Origin of the sequence: Rathayibacter sp. VKM Ac-2760, assembly GCF_009834185.1 — a bacterium.
Lineage (GTDB): Bacteria > Actinomycetota > Actinomycetes > Actinomycetales > Microbacteriaceae > Rathayibacter.
Genome location: NZ_CP047173.1, coordinates 3,795,189 through 3,814,907 on the forward strand (window position 1 = coordinate 3,795,189; position 19,719 = coordinate 3,814,907).

Consider the following 19,719-nt stretch of genomic DNA (forward strand, 5'->3'; position numbering starts at 1 on the left):
GAGCCGGTGTGCTGAGTGCCGCTCCGCCGGCCGCCGCCGGTCAGCTCTCGACGACCGGCAGATCGGCGACCGCGACGGCGACGCCGCTCTCGTCGGTGATCTCGATCGAGGCGACGGAGGCGCGCAGCACCGCCGCGTTCATCTCGCAGTCGAGCTCGGCGGTGCTGCCGAGGAAGGAGCCGGACGGCAGCCGCAGACCCGCCGCGGTGACGAGGACGACCTCGTAGCTCTCGCCCACCGCGAAGCCGCTGCCGCGCAGGAGCGTCTCGGTGCCCCAGGTGTGCGCGACGAGCGAGGCGTCGATGTCGAGCGCGGAGTCCTCGGCGAACGCGATCGGCTCGACCGCGCCGAGGGTGCCCGGGGCGCCCTCGGTCGGGCGGTCGGCGAGCGCCTGCAGGGACAGTCCGCCGACGGCGCCGAGCGCGAGGCAGGCCGCGGCGGCGGTGACGGCGAGCGCGAGGCGGCCGCCTCGGACCGGGCGAACGGCGCCCGCGGGCCGGCTCCGAGCGGCCCTGGCGTCCGCGAGGGCGACCGGAGGCGCGGGCTCCGCGAGCGCGGCCACCCGTGCGCGCAGCTCCTCGGACGGGGCCGGCTCCTCCCAGCGGGCGACGCCGCGCAGGTCGCCGAGCAGCGCGCCGAACGAGGCGAGCTCGACGTCGATCGTCGGGTCCTCCGCGCGGAGAGCGTCGAGCTCAACCGCCTCGCCGGCCGACAGCTCGCCGGCGAGCGCCGCGGCGATCAGCTCCTCACGATCCGTCACGGTCGGTCCTCCTGGGTCGGCTCGGGCGCCGCGAGATGCGTGCGGAGCGCCTTGAGAGCGTAGAACGTGCGGGTGCGGAGGGTCGCGACCGCGACGCCCGTCGCCGCGGACACCTCGGCGTAGCTCTCGCCGCGGAGGTGGATCGCCACGACCACCTGGCGGTGCTCGGGCGAGAGCCGGGCGAGGGCCTCCACCATCATCAGCGGCTCGAGCGGGTCGGCCTGCTCGCCGGCGACGTCGTCGAGGACCTCGGCCGGCACGATGCGCGGCAGCCGCTGAACGGAGCGGTGGGCGTCGACGATCACGTTCCGCGCGATCGCGAACAGCCAGGTCCGCACGCTCGCCCGCTCGGTCGAGTAGCGCTCGCGCGAGCGCCAGGCGCGCAGGAACGTCTCCTGCACGCAGTCCTCGGCGAGACCGCGGTCGCGCAGCGCGTTGACCGCGAAGCCCAGCAGCGCCGGGCCGTGCTCGTCGAACGCCGCGGTCAGGTCGAGGCCGGCCGCGGCGGGGCGGGCGGGCGGCGGCTGCGGAGCGGGCTGCGTCATCGCGGTCCACTCCCCTCGTCGCCTCGTCGTCGGTCGCATCGTCGTCGGTCGCGTCGGTCGCATCGTCGTCACCGCCGCGAGTGCCATCGGCGCCTCCGTCCCGACCGACCGGGCGGCCCGTCGCAGGGCATACGACCCGGACGCACGCGACGTTCATCCGGACACTGCGTTCAGTCTATGAACGAAGTCTCAGCCTTCGCGCCGCCGGGCGAGGAGATCGCGGTCGGCGCGAGTCAGAGCAGCCGGCGCGGGTCGAACTGGCGCTGACCCGCGGCCGTCTCCACGACGACCATGATCCGGCCGTCCGACACGTGCCCGCGGAGCCTCTCGGCCAGCGGCAGGACGTCGAGCATCGTCCGGCAGGCGTCGCAGACGGCCGCGGCGACGGCGGAGTGGATCGCGCCCGGCTCGTGCAGGGCGGCGAGCAGGTCCTCGAGCACCCGTCTCGTCTGCAGGTCCTGCGGAGCGGGCGGCGGGGACGGCGGTGGCGGGGCGGCAGGACTGTCCGTCCGCGGTTGATCTGCGCTCATGGTCCTGTCCCGTACGGTGTCGACGCGACTTCGCTTTCAGCAACAGGGTCAGGGCCGCTCCGGATGAGGATAGGCCAGGTCGGACGCTCGATCCAGGGGGTTCCCAACGGGGTCGGAACGGGGTTCGGAATCCGCCGCCGGCCTCATCCGTCCTGGTCCGCCGCGAAGGCGCCGAGGGCGTAGGCGAGCAGGAGGAGCGCCATCGCCGCTCCGGACGCCACGGCCGACAGCACGGCCGCCGCAGTGCCGCCGACGAGCAGGCCGATCGCACCGAGCACGACCAGGACGCCGCCGAGCAGCGCGAACATCCGCTCGGAGAACGCCCACGCGAACGGGACGAAGTGCAGGCCGACGACGAGGGCGATGAGGGCCGGGCGCAGCTCGCCGCGCCCGGCCGCCGCGAGCGCGCTGGACCCCGCCGCGATCAGCGCGAACTCCAGCACGACGCAGGCGCCGTAGACCGCGAGGCGCGCCGGCCGCGGCGGCGAGAACGGGCCGAGAGGACGCGGCCGGACGAAGAGGAACCACAGGGCCGCGGCCACCGTCGAACCGACGAGGATCCGCGCGGCGATCGCCACCGGAGCCGCGGGAGAGTAGGAGAAGGCGAAGACGAGCGCGCCGATCAGACCCACGACCGCGCCGAGGCGCCGCGGGTCCGCGAACCGCGGAGGGCCGTCCTGCTCCGTCGCCATTCCGGCAGCCTCGCAGACGCGGCGCCGCAGCGACAGCCGGGCGCGCCTCCCGCATCGGATGGAGCGGCCCGATGTCAAGAGCGCACGCGCGGCACGGCATTCGGGGACCATCGGAGGATGGCGGCGAGCGGAGCACCCACCGAGGGGCAGCATGTGCGGTTCGTCCGGTACGTCCGCACGCGGGACGGCTGGACCAGCGAGACGCGGCACGGCCGCCTCGAGGGGACGACCCCGGCGAGCTGGCAGCTGCGCGTCGTCGACGAGCTCTGCGAGCTGCCCCGCGACGAGTGGTCGCTCTACCGACCCTGACGCCGGGCCGGCTCAGCACGCTACGCTCATTACTCAGCCAGCTGACTAATAGAGGAGCGACATGACCGCCACGACTTCCCCCACCCGCGCCGACCGCGTCCGCCAGTCGGCCGTCGCCGTCAGCGCGGTGCTCGCGCTCGTCGGCTCCTTCATCGGCTCGGGGGCGGCGGGCGGCACGCAGATCCAGGACGCGGCCGGCGGCGCCCTGAGCGCCTCCTCCACCCCGGTCGCGCCCGACGGGCCCGCGTTCGCGATCTGGAGCGTCATCTACGCCGGACTGATCGCCTACGCGATCTGGCAGTTCCTCCCCTCGCAGGCCACGCGCGATCGCCACCGCCGGCTCGGCTACTGGGCCGTGGCCAGCCTGCTGCTCAACGCGGCGTGGATCCTCGTCGTGCAGGCCGGACTGCTCGCGCTCAGCGTCGTGGTGATCGCCCTGCTGCTCGGCGTGCTCGCCCGGATCTTCGTGATCCTCCGCTCGACGCGCTCCGGCGGGGTCGTCGACGCGATCGTCACCGACGGCACGTTCGGCCTCTACCTCGGCTGGGTCTGCGTCGCGACGGCGGCCAACGTCGCCGCCGCCCTCGTCGGCGCGGGGGTCGGCAGCGCCGACGGACCCGGCGCCGCGCCCTGGGCGATCGTCGTGCTGATCGTCGCCGCGCTGGTCGGGGTGCTGCTCGCGGTCACCGGTCGCGGGCGCCTCGCGCCGATGCTCTCGCTCTGCTGGGGCCTGACCTGGGTCGCGGTCGGCCGCTTCTCCGGCGAGCTCGTCTCGGTGCCGGCGGGGATCGCCGCGCTGGTCGCGGCGGCCGTCGTGCTCGTGGCGACGGTGCTCCTCCGCCTCGCCGCAGCGCGCCGCGTCGGAGCAGGACGGCCGAGCGCGGCCTGAGGACCGCCGTCAGCGAGGCGGCGGTCAGGCCTGCCGGGACGGGGGCCCGTCGCGCGCGGATCGCCTGCAGATCGAACCCCCGGCCGCCGGAGTCAGGCGCGGGACGCCGCGAACGCCCGGGACAGCGCCGGGCCGTGCGCCGCCAGCACCAGGTCGCGCACCGCCGTGACCGGCAGGGACGTGGCGCCGGCCGGCAGCAGGTCCGCGTCCGAGGTCAGCACCAGCGGGGTGTCCGCCGCCGACGCCGGCAGGCGGCCGTGCGTGCCGCGCACGAGCGAGGCGTCCAGGGGCACGAGGTTCATCGCGTAGCGCAGGCCGAGGGCCTTCTTCGCGAGGTTGCCGGCCGCCTTGGCCTTCACCAGCCGGTCGGCGGGGTCGAAGAACAGCTCCGCCGGGTCGTAGCCGGGCTTGCGGTGGATGTCGACGCCGCGGGCGAAGTCGGGCGCGCGGTCGTCGTCGAGCCAGTAGTAGTAGGTGAACCACGCCCCTGGCCGCGCGACCACCACCAGCTCGCCGGAGCGCTCGTGGTCGAGGCCGTACCGCGCCTGCGCCTCGCGGTCGAGCACCTCGTCCACCCCGTCCAGCGCCTCGAGCAGCGAGCGCACCCGCGGCAGGTCGGCGGCGTCCGGCACGTAGACGTGCGCGATCTGGTGGTCCGCGACCGCGAAGGCGCGCGAGGTCCAGGGGTCCAGCTGCTCGCGGCCGTCCTGCACGTAGACCTCGAGCAGGCCCTCGCGGCGCAGCGCCCGGTTGACGTCGACGGGGGTGTCGGCCGCCGCGATCCCGTACTCCGCCACGACGACGACCGAGGCGCCGAGCGCCTCCGCGTCGTCGAGCAGCGGGGCGAGCACCACGTCGAGCTCGGACGCCGCCCGCCGCGCCTCGGGCGAGTCCGGCCCGAAGCGCTGCAGGTCGTAGTCGAGGTGCGGCAGGTAGGCCGTGGTCAGCTGCGGCGGCCCGGAGCCGTCGCCGGCGAGCACGTGCCGGGTCGCGTCCACCATCCACTGCGTGGAGCGCAGCGACGCGGTCGGCCCCCAGTACTGGAACAGCGGGAAGGCGCCCAGCTTCCCGGCCAGCTCGTCGTGCAGTGCCGGCGGGCGGACGTAGGCGTCCGGCGACTTGCGGCCGTCGGCGTGATAGATCGGCCGCGGCGTGACGGTGACGTCGGTGGTCGCTCCCATCGCGTACCACCAGCCGATGTTCGCGGCGCGGTAGGCGCCGTCGCTCAGCCGGCGGGCCGTCTCCCAGACCTTCTCCCCCGTGACCAGGCGGTTGTGCTGGCGCCAGAGGTGCACCTCGCCGAGGTCGCGGAAGTACCAGCCGTTGCCGACGATCCCGTGCTGCGCGGGCAGCGTGCCGGTGAGCATCGAGGACTGCACGCTGCAGGTGACGGCCGGCAGGATCGTGTCCAGCGGCAGCTGCCCGCCGGCACGGGCCAGCCGCGACAGGCGCGGCATGTCGGCGAGCGCCGTCGCGGTGAGGCCGACCACGTCGATCAGCAGCACCGGCCTCACAGCGCGACCTCCTCGGCCACGAGCGCGGCGACCGGCACCGCGGCGACCGGGAGCGGAGCCGCGCCCGCCTCCAGCACCGCGGCGCGCGCCTGCGGGGTCAGCAGGTGCTCCGCGGCCCAGGCCAGCTCGGCGCCGATGCCGACGGAGAGGTCGCTCGGCGCCTCCGCCAGCACGGCCCAGGTGTAGGTCTCGACGTCGAGGTGGATCTCGTCGTACGGCCAGGCGGCGTCGACGGCCGAGACCGCCTCGGCGAGCACCGCGGTGGTCGCCGACAGCGGCGCGGCCGGCCGGTGGTGCAGCGGCACGTGGAAGTGCACGCGCCAGGGCCCCTCCCCGGGCAGCGTGTCGAGCGCCTCCGGCAGGTCGTCGACGCGGAGCACCCCGCCCGCGCCGTTCTCGCGGGTCTGGTGCAGGTAGCGCTTCTCCACGAAGGCGCCGACGGCCGCGCGCGCGGCCGGGTCGGCCGGGTCGGCGACGTGCAGGGCCGCGGAGGCCTGCACCTTCACCACGCGCAGGCCCGCGTCCCGGATCCGCCGGACCGCCGCGGCGGGGTCGGCGAACGACACCGCGAGGTGGCAGGTGTCGAGGCAGACGCCGACGTAGGCCGGGTCGACCAGGCCGATGCGGGGGTGCAGCCAGTCGACGACGTCGTCGACGGTGTCGAGGATGCAGCCAGGCTCCGGCTCGATCGCGAGGCGGATCGCGTGGCCGGTCGAGCGGCGCAGCTCGCGCAGCTCGTCGACCAGCAGCGCGAGCTGCCGCACGGCCGCCGCGTCCTGCTCCGGACCCCAGCCCTCGCGCCAGCCGAGCGGCAGGGTGGAGATGCTGCCGTCGGCGCCCGCGGGCAGCAGATCGGCGAGGAGGCGCGCGCAGTCGATCGTGTAGGCGAGGCGCTCGGGCGTGGTCCAGTCGGGCCGGTAGACGTCGAGCTTCACCACCTCGGCGTGGAAGGCGGCGTAGGGGAACGCGTTCAGCGTCCGCACCTCGAGGCCGTTGCGCTCGAGGGCGGCGCGCAGCACGGCGCGGTCCTCGCGGCTCGCGACCAGCCGGGCGGCGAGATCGCGCGGGATCCACAGCCCCACGCCGACGGTGTCGAGCCCCGCGGCGGCGCGGGCGGGACCGGCGTAGACGTCGAGCTGACGGACGACGCCGTCGAGGTCCTCGGCCGGGTGGACGTTGGTGCAGTAGGAGAGGTGCATCAGACGACCTCCGCCACGCGCGGCGCGCCCCGGAGGATCGAGTTGCCCTCGAAGGTGCGGCCGGCCGCGTCGACCGCGTCGAAGCCGGGGATCGGGTCGAGGTTCAGCCGTCCGCTCTGCCCGTAGAACTCGATCGGGTTCTGCCAGAGCAGCCGGTCGACCTCGGCGGCGCTGAAGCCGGCGACGAGCAGCAGGTGGCCGGTCTTCGCGGTGGTCAGCGGATCGGAGCGGCCCCAGTCGGCGGCGGAGTTGACCAGCACGCGCTCCAGGCCGATCCGCTCGACGAGCGTGACCAGGCGGGTCTCGTCCATCTTGGTGTCGGGGTAGATCGAGAAGCCGAGCCAGCAGCCGGAGCCGAGGACGAGGTCGACGGTGGTCTCGTTGAGGTGGTCGACGACGACGAGGCCGGCGTCGATCCCGGACTCGGCGACGACGTCGAGCGTCTGCCGGGTGCCCGCCTCCTTGTCGCGGTGCGGGGTGTGCACGAGCACGGGGAGGCCGTGGTCCTTCGCCAGCTCCAGGTGGTGGCGGAAGACGGCGTCCTCCTCCGCGGTGAGCGAGTCGTAGCCGGTCTCGCCGACCGCGACGACGCCGTCCTTGGCGAGGTAGCGGTCGAGCTCGGGCAGCACCTCGCGGCAGCGCGGGTCGTTGGCCTCCTTGGGGTTGAGGCCGATGGTGCAGTGGTGGCGGATGCCGTACTGCGCGGCGCGGAAGCGCTCCCAGCCGATCAGGGCGTCGAAGTAGTCGGTGAACGAGCCGACGCTGGTGCGCGGCTGGCCGAGCCAGAACGACGGCTCGACCACGGCGCGGACGCCGGCGTCGTGCATCGCCTGGTAGTCGTCGGTGGTGCGGGAGGTCATGTGGATGTGCGGGTCGAAGATGCGCATCGTCGCGCCTTTCTCGTGAGGGATCGTGGGGTGCGCGGGACGCGCCGTGATGGTCGCGCCGGGACGGCTCAGCTCGGCAGGAGCACCGCCAGGTCGTCCGGCACCGTGCGGCCGGCGGCGCGGCGCTCGTCGGCGAAGCGGCCGGCCATCGCGGAGAGCTCGGCGTCGCTGCGCCGCTCGAGACCGGAGACGGCCGCGAGCGGGATGCCGCAGAAGACGAGCTTGAGCACCCCGTGCCGCCAGGCGTGCGCGTCGAGGTGCTCCTCCGCGAAGCGGCCCATCGCCGCGGCCACCAGGCGGGTGTCGTTGGCGCGCAGGGCGTCCGCGATCAGCTCGCGCCCGGCCGCCGCCACCGGCTCGCCCGCGCGGCCGGCGGCGGTGAGCGCGTGCAGGCCGACGAGCACTCCGCGGCGCTCGGCGTCGTCGCCGCCGCGGTAGAGGCGGAGGAGCAGCGCGGCGAGGTCCTCGTCGTCGAGCGCGCCGGCGGCCGCCGCGAGCAGTGCCGAGCGCGCGGCGTCGTCCTCGGTGCCGTGCACGAGGCCGAGCGGATCCGTGTCCGGGCGGAGCGGGGCGCGGCCCGCCTCCCGACCGGCGGCCGGGAAGTAGCGGTCGATCCGCCGCGGCTGCTCGCGGAGGACGGCGCAGGCCGCGGCGGTCCAGGGGTGCGGCGGTGCCTCCGGCCGACCCCCGGCCGCTCCGATCGCCGCCCGCATCGCGGCGAGGCTCGCCACCGCGAGGCGCGGGGCGTCGTGCGAGTGCCGCGGCAGCTCCACGGCGGCGATCCCGCGGTAGCCGATCTCCTCGAGCGTCGCGAACGCCGCCGCGAGATCGAGCACGCCGGTGCCGAGCTCGAGGTGCTCGTGCCGCTCGGGCAGCATGTCGTCGACCTGCACGTTGACCAGCAGGCCGGCCGCGCTGCGGAGGGCGCCGACGACGCCGTCCGGCTCGACGACCACGCAGTGGCCGAGGTCGACGGTGAGGCCGAACGCCTCGGGATCGCCCAGCTCGCGCCGCAGCAGCAGCGCGTCCGCGACGGTCTCGACGAGCATGCCCGGCTCGGGCTCGAAGCCCAGCCGCACGCCGTAGCGCTCGGCCTCGGCGACGACGCCGCGCATCCGCTCGACCAGGAGGCGCCAGCCGCGGGCGCGGTCGACGCCCGCGGGCAGCACGCCCGACCAGAGCGAGACGGCGTCCGCGCCGAGCAGCGCGGCGATCTCGATCGCGCGGTGCAGGAAGGCCAGGCGCGGGCCGGCCTCCTCGTCGACGAGGGTCGGCCGGTGCTTCGCGAACGGATCGAGGAGGTAGCGAGCCCCGGTCTCGATCACCACGCGGAGGCCCAGCTGGTCGAGCCGCGCGCGCAGGGCGAGGGTGCGCTCGCGGATGTCGTCCGCGAACGGGTCCAGGTGCGGGTGGCCGAGGGTCAGCGCCACCGCGCGGTAGCCGGCGGCGTGCAGCACCGTCAGGGCGTCGTCGAGGGTGTGGTCGGCGAAGCCGTTGGTGCCGTAGCCGAGGACGGGGCCAGCCTGATCGTTCGACTGCTCGCTCATGTGATGTCCGCCGAGACCTTCGGGCGCCGCAGCGCGACCGCGCCGAGCGCGTCGAGACCGAGCAGGGCTGCGCCGAGCTCGGGTCGCCGCAGCCCGGCGAGCGCCGCCTGCAGCGGGATCATCCCCGCGATGCCCGAGCGGGTGGCCGTCCGGGCCGAGGCCGCGTCGGGCGTCCGCACCGCCCGCAGCTGCGGGACCAGCACGAGCGCGATCCAGCGCGCCACCGCGACGGCGACGACGGCCCCGATCGCCGGCGAGCCCTTCGCCCGGACCGCGCCGATCCCCAGCGCGAGCGCGAGGGCCGCCGTTCCGGTGGCCGCCGCTCCCGCGATCGCCGGGCGGGTGCCGTGCACCTCGCCGCGCGAGAGCACGGTGACGCCGAGGGTGTGCACCGCGACGGCGGCCGAGGCTGGAGCCGCCGCGCGCACACCGCCCGCCCCCGCGCCGAGCAGCACGTCGAGCCCCCGGCAGGCCGCCATCACGACCGGCCCGAGCGGAGTCGGCTTCGCCAGCAGGTCGTACGACCAGATGCTCGCGGCCAGCGGCACGCTCAGCAGGAGCGAGCGCCGCCCGTCCGCCAGCGCCGCGACGGCGATCCCCGCGCCGGTCAGCCCGGCGGCCAGACCGAGCGCGGCGCCGCGCCGGATCCGCCCCGAGGGGATCGGCCGCTCGGGCCGCTCCTCCGCGTCGAGCTCGGCGTCGGCGTAGTCGTTGAGCGCCATGCCCGCCGAGTAGAGGAGCGCGGACGCGAGCGGCAGCGCGACGGTGCGCGCGCCGGACGCCCGGCCGGCCCAGGCCGCCCCGGCCACCGTGTCGCCGAGCACCGAGAGCGCCGCCTTGGCGCGCACGAGCTCGAGCCAGTCGCGCAGCTCAGCCATGGCGGATCGCGCCGCCGGCCACGAGCGAGCGCTGGGCGACGGCCGCGCCGGTCCGCGCCGACCAGGCCACCAGCTCGGCGGTCTGCTCCGCGAAGCCGTGCACGTCGCTCCCCCACGGGTCCTTGAAGAAGAAGCCCAGCTCGGCGACCGGCCCGGAGATCCCGGCCGCGTCGGCGAGCGACATCAGTCGCGCCAGGTCGAGGATCAGCGGCGCGGCGAGCGCGGAGTCGTACGCCGACCAGATCGTCTGCACCGTGATCCGCGAGCCGAGGAAGCCCTCGGCGTGCACGTGGTCCCACGCGGTCTTGACGTCGCCGAGGTCCGGCACGTTGTCGATGTGCAGCGGAGTGACGACCTCGTCGCCGAGCAGGCTGCGGAGTCCGCGGTTCTTCGAGACCAGCTTCGAGCGCACCGCCTCCGGGTCGGCGAGGGTCTGCCCGTCGCCGCCGCCGAGCAGATTCGCGCCCGCCCAGGACAGCACGCGCATCCCGCGCGCCGTGAACATCGGCGCGAGCACGCTGCGGAGCAGGGTCTCGCCGGTCTTGCCGTCCTGGCCCGCGATCGGGATGCCCGCCTCCGCGGCCCACTCCTCTAGCGCGGGCAGGGCGAGCGCGGTGGAGGGGGTGAAGCAGACGTAGGGCGAGCCGGCGGTCGCCGCGGCGAGGGCGCTGATCGAGCTCGGCGGCAGCACGGTCTCGCCGGGCCGGGCGAGGGCCGCGCGCAGGGCGGCGAGGTCGTGGAACTCGGGGCGGTCCTGCGGCAGGACCTCGGTGGAGGCGACGTCGATCACGACGACGCGGGCCAGGGAGTGCCGCTCGCGGAACTCGAGGATGTCGGCGGCCTGGCGGTCGATCTCCTCCTGCTGCGAGCCGCTCTCGACGGCGAAGGAGCGGCGGATCTCGCGGTCGGTGGCGTCGAGGCGCTCCGCGACCTCGGCGACGACGGAGGTCGGGAACATCCCGCCGGCCGCGAGGCCCATCGCCTTCTCGAGCAGCGGCGTCGACGAGACGTCGTGCCCGCCGATCACGATCGCGTCGAAGCCGGCGAGCGGCACGTCCTCGAAGGCGGGCGTCGCGGTGGCGCAGCCGTTGCTGGGCGCCGCGCCCGAGGCGATCGCGTGCAGGCCGACGGCGGCCGTGGTGGCGACGCTGCCCCGGGCTCCGATCAGCCAGAGGCCGATGCGCTCCTGCTGCGGGGCGCGGTCGGTGGTGGCGGTGGTGGTGCGGGTGGTGCTGTCGGACGAGGTCATCGTTCTCTCCTGTCTGTGGACTTCATGAGGGGGGACTTCATGAGGGGGGACGTCATTCCGGGTCTCACTGCGCGTCGAGATTGCGTCACCTCGCGGCGACTGCTTTCCTCAGGTGTGCCGAGCAGCCAGCCGACCTCCCGAGCAGTCGTGCGCCGTCGCGCGGACGGCGGGCGCTGAGCGTGGGCGTGCGGGCCGGCTCGCAGACCGGCGACCTGCTGCGGCTCTTCGCCGACGGCCGTCCGCGCACCCGCGCCGAGCTGGTCGAGGAGACGGGACTCGCCCGCACGGCGGTGATGACCCGGCTCGACCTGTTCTTCGAGCTCGGGCTGATCGCGCACCTCGACCGCGCGCCGTCGACCGGCGGCCGCCCGTCGGCCCGGCTGGTCTTCGATCCGTCGGTCCGCGCGTTCCTGACCATCGATCTGGGAGCGACGCACTCGACCATCGCGCTGACCGACTTCGACGGCCGCATCGTCGTCGAGCGCCGCGAGGAGCTCGACATCGCGCAGGGCCCGGTCCGGGTGCTCGATCACGCGCTCGACGTCTGCGACGAGATCCTCGCCGACGCGCACCTGGCGCCCGAGGCGCTGGCCGGCTTCGGTCTCGGAGTGCCGGGCCCGGTCGAGCACGCGAGCGGCCGCCCGGTGCGCCCGCCGATCATGCCCGGCTGGGACGGCTTCGACATCCCGAGCTACATCCGGCGCCGCGTCGACACCACCGTGCTCGTCGACAACGACGTCAACCTGCTCGCCCTGGGCGAGCGCGCCTCGCGCTTCCCGCACGCGCAGGACCTGATCTTCGTGAAGATCAGCACCGGCATCGGCTCGGGCATCGTCTCCGGCGGTGTGCTCCAGCGCGGCGCGCTCGGCGCGGCCGGCGATCTCGGTCACGTGCAGATGCCGCGCACCGCTCCGGAGGCGGCGGACGGGCGCGAGGGCGACCTCGAGGCGCTCGCGAGCGGCGGGGCCCTGGTGCGCGCGCTGACCGAGGCGGGGCGCAACGTGCACTCGGTCCGCGATCTGCTCGAGCTGCTGCGCGCCCGCGACCCCGAGGCCGTCGAGGCGGCACGCATCGCCGGCCTGCAGATCGGCGAGGTGCTGGCCACCTGCGTGAGCCTGCTCAACCCCTCGGTCATCGTCCTGGGCGGGAGCATCGCGCTCGCCAGCCCGGAGATCCTGGCGGGGGTGCGCGAGGTCGTCGACCGGCGCTCCCTCGCGCTCGCGACGCAGCGGCTGCAGCTGGTGACCGCCGAGCTCGGCGGCAGCGGCGGCGTGCGCGGCGCGGCCCTGATGCTGCGTCAGCACCTCCTCGGCCCGAGCAACGTCGACGCGTTCCTCGAGCAGCTCCGCGCGCAGAGCCTCACCGGGCGCTGACCCTTCGCCGGCCGCTGCCCCTTCGCCGAGCACTGGCGCCCCGGCGACGACGGAGGTCAGGAGCGCACCCCCGCCCGGTCGCCCGCCGACGGGTCGTTCGTCTCCCGCGAGATGCCACTTGTGAGCTCGACACGCCGCGAATCCTCGTCAGAAGTGGCATCTCGCGGAGTCGCGGGGGCACCGGACGCGGGGGCACCGGACACCGCGGCGCCCGCCACCGCGGCGGCGACGGCGGCGTCGATCCGCTGCTGCTCGCCCGCGGTCCGGCGGCGGCGGCGCACGACCGCCAGCACGATCAGCCCGGCGAGCAGCGCCAGCAGCACCAGCGCGCTCCACGGCACGGCCGCGGTCGAGGCCTCGGAGGACACCGCGGCGACCTCGGGCACGGCGGCCGGATCGGCGGCCTGCCCCGCGAAGTCGGCGGTGACGACGGAGCCGGTCAGCGCGATCCGGGCGGTCGCGACGAACAGCGGCCAGACCCCGGCGACGGTGACGCTCCGGCTGGTCGAGCTGCCCGGCAGCAGCTCGGGCAGCGGCTCCGGATCGGTCGCGGCGACGGTGCCGAGGCCGAAGAGACCGGAGACCGCGAGCTCGGCGCCCGGCGCGAGGCGGGTGTTGCCCGCGTTGGTGACGGTGTAGTCGATGGTGGTCGTGCCCGGAGCGAAGGGGTTCCACTCGCCCTGGTACGAGACGGTGAGGCCGTCGACCGAGAGGGCCGGGGCGAGGTCGCCGCCGACGCGGAGGTACATCCGCGAGCCGAGGCGGCGGTCGACAGAGACGCCGGTCTCGCCCTGGACGAGGATCGAGGAGACGACGCCCGCGGCGTAGTCGCCGGGCACGGCGTCGGCCGGCACCTCGAGCTGGAACGGGATCTGCACGCTCTCGCCCGCGGGGACGACGACGTCCGGAGCCTCGAAGGAGATCCAGCTGCCCAGCTGCGTGGACGGCTCGGCGGCCGGCAGCAGATCGAGCTGCCCCGCCTCGGTGATGAAGCCGTCGGAGCCGTAGACGCGGAAGGTCTGCTCCTCGTCGTCGTAGTTGGAGACGATGAGCGCGTCGCTCAGCTGCCCGCCCGGCTCGAGCGCGTAGGCGTAGTTCGGCCGCTCGCTGCCCTGCTCGGTGTCGGCGGGCCGCACCCCCCAGGTGACGGCCGAGCTCGCCTCCTCGGCGAGCGCCTGCGCCGGCAGCACAGCGGCCGCGACCCCGACGACGAGCAGGACACCGAGCGAGCGGAGTGTGGAGCGGAACATCATCGTCCAGCCTTTCGAGGGGGGGTGGGGATCCCCGCGAGATGCCACTTATGAGCACGACACGCCGTGGAAGGCGGTCACAAGTGGCATCTCGCGGAGGGGAGGAGAGAGGGAGGAGGCGACCGGCCCCCGCGAGGAGGCCGGTCGCCGAGGGGTGGCTAGCCGAGCGCGGTGAGCGTCAGCGTGGCCGTGTAGGTGCCGGTTCCGACCGACAGCGGGAGCTGCAGGTCGAGGTCGGCGCCGAGGACCGAGGAGCCGGCCGGGTGCCCCGCCGCGGCGGAGCCGAGAACGCGGGCGGTCGAGAGGCCGTCACCCGAGACGAAGCCGGAGACGACGGGGGCGCCGGCGACGGCTCCGCCCTCGTTCTCCAGGACCTCCGGGGTCCAGCCCAGGTACTTGCCCGAGACCGTCTGGCTTCCGGCGCGGAAGTCGCTGATCTGAGCCGACACCGACCAGGCCGGGGCGGCCAGGCGCGAGTCGGTCACGCGGACCGGCACGAGCTCGCCCGACGCGGCGAAGTGGTCGCCCTGCTCCTCGGCGACACCGAGGTTCACCAGGTTGCTGGTGCCCTCGAGGCTCCAGGTCAGCTCACCGTCGCGCGCCTCGGGCACGATGACGGCGACCGACTGGTCCCCCGTCCCCGCGGCGCCCGCGGCCGTTCCGGTGAAGTCGCCGTCGACGCCGGCCGCGGTGTTGCCCGCGCCGAAGTTGACCGCCGGAGCGTTCTCAGCCAGCGTGATGCGCCCGCCGACCGTCGAGCCCGCGAGCTGGACGTTGCCGGAGTTGCCCGAGAGCACGAGGTTCCCGCCGACGGTGTTGCCGAGCGCGGCCGCCGAGCCGTCCTCGTTCGCGCCGAGGAGCACGCCGCGCGAGGATCCGCTGACCGTGAGCGAGCCGCCGACGATCGCGCCGCCGACGCTGACGCCGAAGTCGCTGCCGGCGAAGGTCGCGTCGCCGCCGACGCTGGTGCGCGCCACGTCGACGTAGTTCGCCGCGTCGGTGCTGACCGAGCCGTCGACCGAGAGGTCGCTGAACTCGACGTCGATCCCGCCCGCCTCGACCATGCCGCCGACGGTGAGGTCGCGGAGGTAGAGGAAGCCGGCGCGGGTGCCCTCGGAGAACGAGACCACGTCGCCGCCGACGCTGGTGCCGTCGATCGAGATGCCGTAGGCGTCGGTGCCGATGACGTCGCCCTCGATCGTCGCCGACGTGGCGTCGAGCCACGCGTCGTCGCCGACGGTGATCGAGCCCTGCACGACGACGTTGCCCAGCACGCAGGTCTCGCCGGCGGCGACGTTGAGGTCGCCCGCGATCGTCGTGTTGCCGAGCTCGGTGCTGCACTCGGTCGTCGCCGCGAAGGCGGACGGCGCGGCGACCATCGCGAGGGAGGCGGCCGCGAGGACCGCCGTGGGCGTCTTCCACTTCATGGGGGTTCTCCTCGGTGCGCCGGTGCGCGTGGTGGTGCGGGGAAGGGTGGTGCTCTCAGCGGTGCCGGAGCGGCGCCTGCGCTCAGCCACGGAGGGCCGCGATCGCGTCGTAGCTGCGGGCCGCGCTGCCCAGCGAGTTCGCCGGGTTCGGCGGCGTGGCCTGGGTTGGCGCCGTGTCCTGCTCCCAGACGCCGTAGCGCTGGCCGCGGTCGCGCAGCTCCGACAGGAACGCCTGGTACGGCAGGTTGCCCGCGCCGAACTCGACGATGTCGTAGCCGTTGGTGTTCGCGTTGTTCGTCTTGCCGTCCTTGAGGTGCAGGATCGGGTAGCGGCGCGGGTTGCGCTTGATGTAGTCGAGCGGCTCGAAGCCCGGGTAGAGCTTCTTGCCCACGTAGGCCCAGTAGACGTCCATCTCGAGGTAGACGTGCTTCGGGTCCGTGTTGTCGTAGAACACGTCGTAGAGGCGCGTCTTCGGGTCGTCCGAGCCGAAGGCGAACTCGCCCGCGTGGTTGTGCTGGTAGAGCTTCATGCCCGCGGCCGTGACCTGCGCGCCCCAGGCGTTCCACTCGTCGGCGGCCGCGCGGTAGCCCGCGACGGTGTTGACGTTGGTCGGCGCGTTGCCGGTGCCGAGGTGCGGGGTGCCGAGGATCTGCGCGATCTCGATCTGCTTCCCCAGCTCCGAGCGGAGCAGGTTGGTGCCGACGTGCGAGCCGACGGCCCGCAGGCCGTTGTCGTCGAGCAGCTGGCGGATCTGCTGCGGCGTGATCGCGCCGATCTGCCCCTGGGTGTAGCCGGCGAACTCGATCTCGCTGTAGCCGATGCGGCCCAGCTCCTCGAACACGGCGCGGAAGCCGAGCGAGGAGACCTTGTCGCGGACGCTGTACAGCTGGATCCCGATCCGGTTGATCGGGACGAGCCGCGTGGCGCCGGACGAGGGGGCGGGAGCCGCGAGGGCGGGTGACGCGAGCGCGCCCGCCCCGACTCCGACGGCGACCGTCGAGGCGGCGAGCGCCGTCATCAGCGAGCGCCGGCTCATCGGCTTGGCCGTGATGGATCCGTGGTGGTGGTGCATTGTTTCTCCTTCGAAACGGAAGATGCAGGTGGTTCAGGGGGGAGGACCGGCCGGCCCGGGCTCTCGCGCGAGCCGGCCGGTCCTGCTGCGGCGACTACTGCTGGACGGTGAGGTTCAGCAGGGTCGACGCCGCAGTGGTGTTCGCCGTGGCGGTGTGGGTGACGGTCAGCTTGTAGCTGCCCGCGGCGAGCTTCGGCAGGGTCACGACGACCTTCCCGTTCTCGTCGAGGGTGCCGGTGAGCATCGCGACGGTGGAGAGGTTCCTCTTCACCATCACGGTGACCTGGCCGGTCCCGGCGACGCCGGTGGACGTCTTCGCCTCGACCGAGACCTGCGCGCTGGCGCCGGGCTTGACCGGGTTCGGCGAGACGGTCGCGGTGAGCACGGAGTCGGCCTTCGACACGATCAGGCGGGCGGTGCCGGCCGAGGCCTTGTAGGTCCCGTCCGCTCCGTACGCCGCCCGGAACGTGTGCGTCCCGGCCCCGAGCGTCTGCGGGAGGGCGATGGTCGCCTTCCCGCCGGTGAGGGCGCTGCGGCCGATCTCGGTGTCGCCCTCGTAGAGGACGACCTCGCCACCGGGGGTGCCGCCCTGGCCGGAGACGGTGACCGTCGCCGATCCGGGAGCGCCGAAGGTGACGCGCGGGGCGTCGAGCGCGACAGTCGTCGTCGAGGCGACCGTCGGCGCGTTCGCCGCGGCGAGGTCGATCGTGAACGAGACTGTGCCGACCGTCGAGACGTTGCCGCCGGTGTCGGTGGCGCGGTACTGGACCGTGCGGGCGCCGTTCGTGGTGAACGGCACCGAGTAGGCGCCGTTCGCGGCGCGGACCGTGGTCCACGTCGTGCCGTTGTCGACCGAGTACTGCACGCTGGCGAGCGCGCCGTTGTCGGTCGCCGCCAGGTTCAGGTTCACCGCGCGGTTGTAGACGCCGCCGACGCCGGTGGGCGCTGCGGGGTCGAGGGTCGCGCTGACGGTCGGCGCCGTCTTGTCGCCGGCACCCGCACCCTGGAAGGTGAGGGAGTCGAGCGACAGGCCGGAGGGCGAGGTCACGTAGAGCGAGCCGGTTCCGGTGGGCTGACCGGAGAACGGCACGAGGACGTCCTTCCAGCCGGCTCCGGCGGGGATGGTCGCCGTGCCGAAGGGCGCCGCGTCGGCGGCGTTCCAGCGGAGGTCGACGGTGCCCTCACCGGTGGCGCGGACCACGACGCCGGTCAGGTTCGCGAGGTTCACCGGGTCCCAGCGCAGGAAGGATCCCGCACCGAGCCCGCTGACCGCGTTGCCGCCGCTGGCGGTGGTGTCCGCGTAGGGCAGGACGCCCTCGCGGGCGGCGTGCTCCGCCTCCTGCGTCTTCGGGTTCAGCCGCAGCGTCGCCTCGGCCGCGGCCGGGGGCAGTCCGTTGAAGCCGGCGTCCGTGTAGGTCACGACGACGGTGCCGTACAGCAGCGCGCCGGGGCCGTGCTCGGGCGAGTCCTTCGACGTCGGGAACGCTCCCGTGGCACCGGTGCCGGTGACCTCGGGGTGGGCGTGCTCGTCGTGGCCGAGACCGTAGGTCCAGGCGACGCGGCTGCCGACGATCTGGTCGCCGTCCTCCGCGTCACGGCCGGTCACCCGGTAGGGGATCGCGTCGCCCCACTCGAAGAACGAGCCGTTGCCGGGCGTCGCGATCTCGATCTGCGGCGCCTGGTTGCCCACCGAGATCACCCGCGAGGTGAGGCTGAACTTGCCCTTGGCGTCGGTGACGCGCAGGCGGGCCGTGAACTGGCCGAGCTCGGTGTAGGTGTTCTTCACGGTGACGCCGGTGGCGTCGAAGGTGCCGTTGCCGTCGAAGTCCCAGTCGTAGGTGAGCGCGTCGCCCTCGGGGTCGGAGGATCCCTTGGCGTCGAACGTCACCTCGAGCGGAGTCTGCGAGGCGGACAGCGGCGTCGCGGTGAAGCGCGCCTGGGGGGCCTTGTTGCCCTCGGCGTAGTCGATCCGGTACAGGCCGGCGTCGGGGTTGGCGCGGAAGAAGCCGTCGCCGTACTCGAGCACGTACATCGACCCGTCGGGGCCGAACTCGATGTCCATCGGGTTGTCGTGGATCGGCTGCGCGGCCTGGCTGAGCGCCGCGTTGGGCAGGAAGTCCTCGATGTGCGTGACCGCGCGCTCCTCATCGAGCGTGAACGCCGCGATGTAGTCCTGCGAGAACTCGCCGAAGAAGGTCTTGTCGTTCCAGTACGCCGGGAACTTCGACGTCGAGGGGTTCTCCTCGTCGAAGTGGTAGACCGGTCCGCCCATCGGGCCCTGGCCGGTGCCGGTGCCGAAGTTGACGAGCTCGTCGAACGGCTGGTCGCCCGGGTTGTCGCCGTAGTAGACGGTCGCCGGCGTCGCCGCCGGGATGTCGACGAGGCCGGTGTTCCAGCGCGAGTTGTTCTTCAGGTTCTGCGGGTCGAAGAAGCCGCGGGGCGTCGCCGTCTCGAAGTTCCACTCGTTGTACGCCGCGTTCGGCCCGTGCACGTACGGCCAGCCCGAGTTCTGCGGCTGGTCGAGACCGGTCGCGTTCCACTCCACGAGACCCATCGGCCCGCGCACGCCGTCGGCCGCAGCGGCCTTCGTCGCGTCGGGACCGTAGTCGCCCCAGGAGAGGGTGTTCGTCTCGGAGTCCACGTCGATCTTGAACGGGTTGCGCACGCCCATCACGAAGATCTCGGGACGGGTCTTCTCGGTGCCCACCGGGAACAGGTTGCCCTCGGGGATCGTGTACGAGCCGTCCTCCTGCACCGCGATCCGGAGGATCTTGCCGCGGAGGTCGTTCGTGTTGCCGGCACCGCGACGCGAGTCGAAGCCGGGGTTCATGCCGGGTGCGTCGTTGTTCGGCGCGAAGCCCGCGGCCCCCGGAGCGCTCGCCGGCGTGTTGTCGCCGGTCGAGAGGTACAGGTTGCCGTCGGCGTCCCAGTCGAAGTCGGCGCCCACGTGGCAGCACTGCCCGCGCTGCGCCTCGACCTCGATGATCTTCTGCTCGCTGCCCAGGTCGAGTCCGGAGCCGGTCCACTTGAACCGGGAGAGGCGGTTGACGCCCTTCCACTGGTCCCAGTAGCTCTCGGTCTCGCCCGCGGGGAGCATGTTGGGGGCCGCACCGGTCGGCGTGCCGCTGAGGGGCGCGTAGACCAGGTAGACCCACTGGTTCTCGGCGAAGTCGGGGTCGATGCCCACCGACTGCAGTCCGTCCTCCGAGTTCTGGTAGACGGGGATCGTGGCCACGACGCGCGTGGTGCCGGTCTTCGGGTCGGTGTGGCGGATCTCGCCGTTCCGGGCCGTGTGGAGGACCGACTTGTCCGGGAGGACGGCGAGGTCGATCGGTTCGCCGACGTTCTTCGTCAGCAGCACCTTCTCGTAGTTGCTCCAGTCGAGCGCGGACTCCGCGCCCGGCTCCGAGCCGTGGTCCACTCCGTCGTGGGCCGAGGCGGGCAGGCCGAGAGCGGTGAGTCCGGAGACCGTCACCAACCCGGCGATGCCGAGGGCGAAGAGACGCCTGATGCTTCTCTTCGTGGATCGCTTACCATTCATGCGTGATGTGATTCCTTCAACGAGGTGTTCATCGCAGAGGCCGGATCCGTCTCTGTC

At 74.0% G+C, this 19,719-nt stretch carries 17 protein-coding genes; 3 read left to right on the forward strand and 14 right to left on the reverse strand.

The window, feature by feature from the left end; all coding sequences use genetic code 11:
- Positions 1 to 40: 40 nt before the first annotated feature.
- From GSU72_RS17430 to GSU72_RS17445, 4 genes are all read right to left on the reverse strand, one after another.
- Positions 41 to 760, reverse strand: coding sequence for a hypothetical protein (locus GSU72_RS17430; protein ID WP_159986170.1), 720 nt, complete (start codon positions 758 to 760; stop codon positions 41 to 43).
- Positions 757 to 1,305, reverse strand: coding sequence for a sigma-70 family RNA polymerase sigma factor (locus GSU72_RS17435; protein WP_159986171.1), 549 nt, complete (start codon positions 1,303 to 1,305; stop codon positions 757 to 759). The genes GSU72_RS17430 and GSU72_RS17435 overlap by 4 nt, the downstream gene beginning before the upstream one ends.
- Before the next feature lie 233 nt (positions 1,306 to 1,538).
- Positions 1,539 to 1,745 carry a hypothetical protein gene (locus tag GSU72_RS17440; protein ID WP_159986172.1) on the reverse strand — a complete coding sequence of 69 codons (207 nt, stop codon included), beginning with the start codon at positions 1,743 to 1,745 and terminating at the stop codon, positions 1,539 to 1,541.
- A 233-nt stretch (positions 1,746 to 1,978) separates the two neighbouring features.
- Positions 1,979 to 2,527, reverse strand: a complete 549-nt coding sequence (locus GSU72_RS17445; RefSeq protein ID WP_159986173.1) for a hypothetical protein — start codon at positions 2,525 to 2,527, stop codon at positions 1,979 to 1,981.
- A gap of 117 nt (positions 2,528 to 2,644) precedes the next feature.
- Here GSU72_RS17445 and GSU72_RS17450 point away from each other — a divergent pair, with 117 nt between their 5' ends.
- Both GSU72_RS17450 and GSU72_RS17455 read left to right on the forward strand, forming a co-directional pair.
- Positions 2,645 to 2,836 (forward strand): hypothetical protein, encoded by a 192-nt coding sequence (locus GSU72_RS17450; protein WP_159986174.1) that lies wholly within the window; start codon positions 2,645 to 2,647, stop codon positions 2,834 to 2,836.
- Between the two features lie 61 nt (positions 2,837 to 2,897).
- A complete protein-coding gene (locus GSU72_RS17455; protein WP_159986175.1) occupies positions 2,898 to 3,725 on the forward strand; it encodes a tryptophan-rich sensory protein in 828 nt (275 codons plus the stop codon).
- A 92-nt stretch (positions 3,726 to 3,817) separates the two neighbouring features.
- Here GSU72_RS17455 and GSU72_RS17460 read toward each other — a convergent pair whose 3' ends face one another.
- The 6 genes from GSU72_RS17460 to GSU72_RS17485 all read right to left on the reverse strand — a co-directional run bounded on the left by GSU72_RS17460 (position 3,818) and on the right by GSU72_RS17485 (position 10,999).
- A complete protein-coding gene (locus GSU72_RS17460; RefSeq protein ID WP_159986176.1) occupies positions 3,818 to 5,239 on the reverse strand; it encodes a nucleotide pyrophosphatase/phosphodiesterase family protein in 1,422 nt (473 codons plus the stop codon).
- Positions 5,236 to 6,438 carry a metabolite traffic protein EboE gene (eboE, locus tag GSU72_RS17465; protein WP_159986177.1) on the reverse strand — a complete coding sequence of 401 codons (1,203 nt, stop codon included), beginning with the start codon at positions 6,436 to 6,438 and terminating at the stop codon, positions 5,236 to 5,238. Before eboE ends, GSU72_RS17460 begins: the two co-directional genes overlap by 4 nt.
- Positions 6,438 to 7,325, reverse strand: a complete 888-nt coding sequence (locus tag GSU72_RS17470; RefSeq protein WP_159986178.1) for a TatD family hydrolase — start codon at positions 7,323 to 7,325, stop codon at positions 6,438 to 6,440. Before GSU72_RS17470 ends, eboE begins: the two co-directional genes overlap by 1 nt.
- Positions 7,326 to 7,393: 68 nt before the next feature.
- Positions 7,394 to 8,872 (reverse strand): EboA domain-containing protein, encoded by a 1,479-nt coding sequence (locus GSU72_RS21720; protein WP_159986179.1) that lies wholly within the window; start codon positions 8,870 to 8,872, stop codon positions 7,394 to 7,396.
- Positions 8,869 to 9,750 carry an SCO3242 family prenyltransferase gene (locus tag GSU72_RS17480; protein WP_208545093.1) on the reverse strand — a complete coding sequence of 294 codons (882 nt, stop codon included), beginning with the start codon at positions 9,748 to 9,750 and terminating at the stop codon, positions 8,869 to 8,871. The genes GSU72_RS21720 and GSU72_RS17480 overlap by 4 nt, the downstream gene beginning before the upstream one ends.
- Positions 9,743 to 10,999, reverse strand: coding sequence for an inositol-3-phosphate synthase (locus tag GSU72_RS17485; protein ID WP_159986180.1), 1,257 nt, complete (start codon positions 10,997 to 10,999; stop codon positions 9,743 to 9,745). Before GSU72_RS17485 ends, GSU72_RS17480 begins: the two co-directional genes overlap by 8 nt.
- Before the next feature lie 179 nt (positions 11,000 to 11,178).
- On the opposite strand from GSU72_RS17485, the gene GSU72_RS17490 reads away from it, so the two are divergent.
- Positions 11,179 to 12,372 (forward strand): ROK family protein, encoded by a 1,194-nt coding sequence (locus GSU72_RS17490; protein ID WP_244255870.1) that lies wholly within the window; start codon positions 11,179 to 11,181, stop codon positions 12,370 to 12,372.
- A 56-nt stretch (positions 12,373 to 12,428) separates the two neighbouring features.
- On the opposite strand, the gene GSU72_RS17495 is transcribed toward GSU72_RS17490, so the two are convergent.
- From GSU72_RS17495 to GSU72_RS17510, 4 genes are all read right to left on the reverse strand, one after another.
- Positions 12,429 to 13,625, reverse strand: a complete 1,197-nt coding sequence (locus tag GSU72_RS17495) for a DUF916 domain-containing protein (RefSeq protein WP_208545094.1) — start codon at positions 13,623 to 13,625, stop codon at positions 12,429 to 12,431.
- 155 nt (positions 13,626 to 13,780) lie between these two features.
- Positions 13,781 to 15,049: a hypothetical protein gene (locus GSU72_RS17500; protein WP_159986182.1), complete on the reverse strand. Its 1,269-nt coding sequence runs from the start codon at positions 15,047 to 15,049 to the stop codon at positions 13,781 to 13,783.
- An 82-nt stretch (positions 15,050 to 15,131) separates the two neighbouring features.
- Complete coding sequence (locus GSU72_RS17505) at positions 15,132 to 16,121, reverse strand: sugar phosphate isomerase/epimerase (protein ID WP_208545095.1); 990 nt, start codon at positions 16,119 to 16,121, stop codon at positions 15,132 to 15,134.
- Between the two features lie 94 nt (positions 16,122 to 16,215).
- A complete protein-coding gene (locus GSU72_RS17510) occupies positions 16,216 to 19,662 on the reverse strand; it encodes a PQQ-dependent sugar dehydrogenase (RefSeq protein ID WP_159986183.1) in 3,447 nt (1,148 codons plus the stop codon).
- Positions 19,663 to 19,719 lie beyond the last annotated feature (57 nt).